The following is a 5897-nucleotide window of genomic DNA, read 5'->3' on the forward strand; positions in this document are numbered from 1 at the left end:
ACGGTCGCGGCCTACTCCTATATGGCATTGGTTCCTATTATCCAACCGATTGCCATTAAATTGGTAACGACAGAAAAAGAACGTAAAATCCGTATGCCTTATAAAGCATCGCAAGTCTCACGCATCACCTTGATTTTCTTCCCGGTCATCGTGACCATCGTTTCCGGTTTCATCGCTCCGGCTTCCTTGCCTTTGGTAGGTTTCCTGATGTTCGGTAACTTGTTGCGTGAATGTGGGGTCTTGAACCGTTTGAGCCAAACGGCTCAAAATGAGCTGGTAAACTTGGTTTCAATTTTGCTTGGATTGACCATCGCCGTGAAAATGACGGCAGATCAATTCTTGAATCTTCAAACGTTGATGATTATTGCCTTCGGATTGTTGGCATTCGTCATGGACACTATCGGTGGTGTGTTGTTCGCTAAACTGTTGAACGTATTCCGCAAGGAAAAAATCAACCCAATGATTGGCGCAGCCGGTATCTCTGCCTTCCCAATGTCGGCACGTGTGGTACAAAAAATGGCTACTGAGGCAGATCCACAAAACTTCCTGTTGAATTTTTCAATTGGCGCCAACGTTTCAGGGCAAATCGCTTCTGTAATCGCCGGTGGATTGATTTTGGCTTACTTTGGCGGCTAATAGCCGTTTCTTGAAAGGAGAAATTGAAATGAATATTGATATGGATAATTTACGTGGAGCATTTGAGATTTTACTTTTTGGCTGGCCAGGCGTGTTCTTGGTGCTCTTCATCTTGTATGTAGTAAGCATGGGGTTGCTGAAGGCTTTCCCTGCAAAAAAATAATAATAAAGGAGCATTTCGATGGAGCAATCTTATAACGTCAAACGTTTGTGGATTAATAAAAATAAACAAGCGCTAAAAGATTGGCATTGGTTATTGGACCAAGCACATATACGCCCAGAGGAAGCAGTCGATTATACAGTGGCAATATATGATGGTGATGGAATCATCGCAACCGGTTCGCTCCATCAAAATGTCCTGAAGTGTATTGCGGTATGCAAAAGTTATACGGGAGGCGGGGTAATCAACACCCTCATCTCCCATTTAATGAATGAAGTATTTGAAAAAGGATATTCCCAGTGCTACGTCTATACAAAACCAGAATCGGTTCAGTCTTTCTTATACATGGGGTTCAAAGAAATTGCACGAGTTGAGAATCACCTTGTATTTCTCGAAAAAGCGACAAAAGGCTTCGATAATTTCTTGGAAGAACTGAAAACCAGAAAAATACCTGGGGAAAACATTGCCGGTATTGTAATGAATGCGAATCCTTTTACACTCGGACACCAATACTTGATTGAAAAAGCAAGTAAGGAAAATGATGTGGTCCACGTTTTTGTTTTATCAGAGGATCTTTCTGTTTTTCCGCAAAAAGTCCGTAAAGAACTCGTTGAAAAAGGAACAGCTCATTTAAGTAATGTGCTGGTGCATGACACGGGCGATTACATGGTTTCCGCCAAAACATTTCCTTCATATTTTTTAAGGGAGGAAGCGGATGTGACAGAAATACAAGCGCGTTTGGATGCCTTGATATTCTGTGAAAAGATTGCACCTGCCCTCAATATTAATCGTCGTTACGTAGGAATGGAACCATTATCGTTTGCCACGAACATTTACAATGAGGCATTGAAAAAAGTATTCGGCAAAAAATTAGAATTGATTATCCTGGAACGCAAACAAGTTGGCGCGGATGTAATCAGTGCATCCCGGGTCCGACAATTATTAAAAGAAAACAAAGTAGCGGAAACAAGGCCATTGTTGCCCGATTCGACTTATGAATTTTTAAATACAGCAGCAGGGGCAATGATTATCCATAACATTCAAAACAAGGAGTGAAAAAATTGATTATTGAGAAACAAGCAATAGCAGGCACCTTGGAGTCTTCCGATGTTCAAATCTTGATTGATAGAAATGACGGGAAAGGTATCGAGATTGAATTAAAGAGTAGCGTACAGAAACAATTTGGTAAAAAAATTCGAGAAGTTCTCGAAACGACATTGAAAAATCTTGAGGTAGAAGATGCAAAACTGGTTGTTGTCGATCAAGGTGCTTTGGATTGTACGATAATTGCCAGAACCATGGCAGCTGTGCACCGTTCTGCCGGTATTACATCTGATTATAATTGGGGGGCAATTGAAGAATGGAACGTTTAAGAAGAACGATGATGTTCGTGCCTGCAAGTAATGCAGGGATGCTTCGTGACGCATATATTTATGGTGCAGACTCCGTTATGTTCGATTTGGAAGATTCTGTATCCTTGAAAGAAAAAGATACTTCCCGCTTTCTCGTTTATCAGGCAGTAAAAACGATAGACTACGGGAATACTGAAACAGTTGTACGGATTAATGGCCTGGATGCAGGTGGCAAGGATGATGTTCATGCCATGGTAAGGGCAGGAATCGATGTCATTCGTCTACCGAAAACGGAAACCGCTCAAGATGTTCTTGATACAGAAGCAGTCATTGAAGAAGCTGAAAGACAATGTGGTCGGACAGTGGGATCAACCAAGATGATGGCTGCTATCGAAGGACCAATTGGTGTATTAAATGCACTATCCATTGCGCAAGCGAGTGATCGTTTAATAGGGATCGCAATAGGGGCCGAAGATTACGTTACGGCAATGAAAACGAGAAGATATCCAGAACGAAACAGTGAAGAATTATTCTTTGCACGTTCAATGATTGTTCATGCGGCACGAGCAGTGGGGATAGCGGCATTGGATACAGTGTTTTCCGATGTTGATGATTTGGATACCTTACGTAAAGAAGTGGAATTTGTTAAACAACTAGGTTTCGATGGCAAGTCTGTTATCAACCCGCGTCAAATTCCTGTAGTCAATGACGTTTACACTCCAAGCGAAAAAGAAATTGCCAATGCTATCGATGTCGTAAATGCAATCGAAGAAGCAGAAGCAAGAGGTTCAGGAGTCATTGCATTGAACGGGAAAATGATTGATAAACCTATCGTAGAGCGTGCTGAGCGGACCTTGATGTTGGCTGAAGCTGCTGGTGTTTACAAGAAGGGAGAATAAGAGATAATGCCATTAAATAAATTAGGAAAAGAAATCCCTGTAGATATCAGTGAAAAATATGGAGATTTCGAAGGACAATTCGCAAGAAGACAAAATTATAAACGTGCTGCTGGTACTGTAACAGCTATTCAACCTGGCGATGACAAGCTTGTTGATTCCATCAAAGAAGCTATTATAAAATCTGGACTTAAAGATGGTATGACTATTTCCTTTCACCACCATTTCCGTGAAGGCGATTATGTCTTAAATATGGTCATGGCTGAGATTGCTGCGTTAGGGATCAAGGGCTTAACACTAGCATCTTCTTCTCTTGCAAACGTTCATGAACCATTAATAGAACATATTAAAAATGGAGTTGTCACAAACATCACCTCAAGTGGTTTACGCGATAAGTTAGGTGCGGCGATATCCAATGGGTTAATGGATAACCCAGTCGTTATCCGTTCTCATGGTGGACGTGCAAGAGCTATTGAAATGGGAGACATTCATATTGACGTAGCGTTCCTTGGCGCACCAAGTTCAGACGCCTATGGAAACGCGAACGGATCGCATGGTAATGCAACTTGTGGCTCATTGGGATATGCTAAAATTGATGCTGAATATGCTGATAAAGTGGTAATCATTACCGATACGCTGGTAGCCTATCCGAATACACCTATTAGTATTCCGCAAAATCATGTCGATTATGTCGTTAAAGTGGATGCAATTGGCGATCCAAATGGTATTGCCAAGGGAGCTACACGATTAACAACAAACCCGCGCGAATTACTGATTGCACAAAATGCAAATAAAGTTATTACGAAATCACCTTACTATAAAGAAGGGTTTTCTTTCCAAACGGGGACAGGTGGATCTACACTAGCAGTAGCGCGTTACTTACGAGAAAGCATGATTAAAGATGATATAAAGGCAAGTTTTGGTCTAGGTGGTTTAACAAAACAAATGTCTGACATGCTTGAAGAGGGCTTGGTTGAAAAAGTAATCGACGTGCAATCCTTTGACCGCGGTGCCGCATCTTCTTTGAAAAATAACGAAAATCACTATGAAATTAGCGCATCTTTCTATGCAAACCCAGGGAACAAAGGGGCAGCGGTTAACCAATTAGATGTAGTCATTCTTTCAGCACTAGAAGTGGATACAGACTTCAACGTAAACGTTATGACTGGTTCAGACGGACTCATCCGTGGCGCTTCAGGAGGTCACTGTGATACAGCTGCTGCAAGTAAATTGAGTATCATTTGTACACCGCTTATTCGTGGAAGAATTCCATGTATCGTTGATAATGTAAATACAGTAATCACACCTGGAGAAAGCATTGATGTCGTTGTAACGGATATCGGGATTGCCATTAATCCACGTAGAAATGATTTAGTTGAAGCATTTAATGGAATAGATGTTCCAGTCTACACAATTGAGGAATTAAAAGAAAAAGCTTATGGAACAGTAGGTACTCCAGACGCAATCGAATACGGTGAAAAAGTCGTAGCTGTCATCGAATACCGTGACGGTTCAGTAATCGATGTTGTTCGTGAAGTAAAAGATTAAGAAGGTTTATGATGGGAAATTCATTATTTTTTTCAAATGGTCAACAACCAAGTTTACAACAAGTATTGGCTGCTAGGGAACAAAGAGCTAAGCTTGAAGAAAAACTTTGCATCAAGTTTCCCGATAGTGTGTTAGTCGCTTTAAAGTGTAATATTCCAGGCCCCATAAAAAATAATGCAGCAATCAGGCGTTTATTTGAAATAGGTGTTGAGGAATTACAAAATCGTATTCAAAAACAAGGATGGACGCAATCATTCGAAAAAACGATCATGCTTCCAACTGGACCTGAATATTTTGTGGTGTTAGAAGCATTGCCGATGCTTGTTAAGCAGGAAACGATTGATTTGGAGACTGAGTCTTCAATAGGACGTCTCTGGGATATGGATGTCCTTCATTATTGCAATGGAAATATCCATACGATTAACCGGGCACAAGCCGGTTTTTCGCAAAGACAATGTTTTGTTTGTTCCAAACCAGCTAAAGAGTGCGGTCGTAATCGCACCCATACGATAGAAGAAATGGTAATGAAAATTGAAGAATTAATGATAAAAGATGGGAGAGTGGGCCAATCGTGAATAAACAAGTGAAATTTATGGATACGATTCTCCGTGATGCACACCAAAGTTTAATCGCTACGCGTATGTCGACGGAACAAATGGTGCCAATTCTGGAAACCCTGGATCAAGCAGGGTACCATGCTTTGGAAGTGTGGGGAGGCGCAACATTTGATAGCGCCTTGCGTTATCTGGATGAAGATCCTTGGGAAAGGTTACGCATCATTCGTAAACATGTAAAAAATACAAAATTACAAATGCTGTTACGGGGTCAAAACCTTTTAGGTTACAAGCACTATCCGGACGATGTAGTTGAGAGCTTCATTCAAAAAGCAATTGAAAACGGGATCGATATTGTCCGTGTCTTCGATGCCTTGAATGATACCCGAAATTTAGAAACGTCAATGAAAGCCATCAAGAAGTATGGCGGTCATGCCCAGGCTTGTATTTGTTACACAATCAGCGATGTCCATACCGATGAGTATTATATCGGTCTTGTTAAAGAAATGGTTGCATTGGGTGCTGATTCCATTGCCATTAAAGATATGGCGGGGATTTTAACGCCGGCTAACGCCTATTCATTGGTAAAGGCAATCAAATCAGTCACAGCGTTACCGATTCAAGTTCATACGCATACAACGAGTGGCATCGCCGAAATGACTTACCTCAAGGCAGTGGAAGCCGGTGCAGACATCATTGATACGGCAATTTCACCATTTTCAGGCGGAACGAGCCAACCCGCAACTGAATC

The 5897-nt window shown here is 41.3% G+C and carries 8 protein-coding genes; all 8 read left to right on the forward strand.

Features of this window, described 5'->3' with window-relative positions:
- Positions 1–636, forward strand: a 636-nt coding sequence (locus ACTU7M_RS11365; protein WP_443474514.1) for a sodium ion-translocating decarboxylase subunit beta, incomplete at its 5' end; no start/stop codon positions are given.
- Between the two features lie 28 nt (positions 637–664).
- Positions 665–799, forward strand: a complete 135-nt coding sequence (locus ACTU7M_RS11370) for an OadG-related small transporter subunit (protein ID WP_443474515.1) — start codon at positions 665–667, stop codon at positions 797–799.
- Between the two features lie 18 nt (positions 800–817).
- Entirely contained in the window at positions 818–1852 is a 1035-nt protein-coding gene (gene citC / locus ACTU7M_RS11375; RefSeq protein ID WP_443474516.1) for a [citrate (pro-3S)-lyase] ligase, read from the forward strand.
- Positions 1853–1857: 5 nt separating this feature from the next.
- Positions 1858–2169: a citrate lyase acyl carrier protein gene (gene citD / locus ACTU7M_RS11380; protein ID WP_443474517.1), complete on the forward strand. Its 312-nt coding sequence runs from the start codon at positions 1858–1860 to the stop codon at positions 2167–2169.
- A complete protein-coding gene (gene citE, locus ACTU7M_RS11385) occupies positions 2157–3047 on the forward strand; it encodes a citrate (pro-3S)-lyase subunit beta (protein ID WP_443474518.1) in 891 nt (296 codons plus the stop codon). Before citD ends, citE begins: the two co-directional genes overlap by 13 nt.
- Positions 3048–3053: 6 nt before the next feature.
- Positions 3054–4592, forward strand: coding sequence for a citrate lyase subunit alpha (citF, locus tag ACTU7M_RS11390; RefSeq protein ID WP_443474519.1), 1539 nt, complete (start codon positions 3054–3056; stop codon positions 4590–4592).
- An 11-nt stretch (positions 4593–4603) separates the two neighbouring features.
- Complete coding sequence (gene citX, locus ACTU7M_RS11395) at positions 4604–5167, forward strand: citrate lyase holo-[acyl-carrier protein] synthase (protein WP_443474520.1); 564 nt, start codon at positions 4604–4606, stop codon at positions 5165–5167.
- A 17-nt stretch (positions 5168–5184) separates the two neighbouring features.
- The coding region (locus ACTU7M_RS11400; RefSeq protein WP_443474521.1) for a pyruvate carboxylase subunit B at positions 5185–5897 on the forward strand (713 nt) is incomplete at its 3' end.

Source organism: Jeotgalibaca sp. A122 (assembly GCF_052266715.1).
GTDB lineage: Bacteria > Bacillota > Bacilli > Lactobacillales > Aerococcaceae > Jeotgalibaca.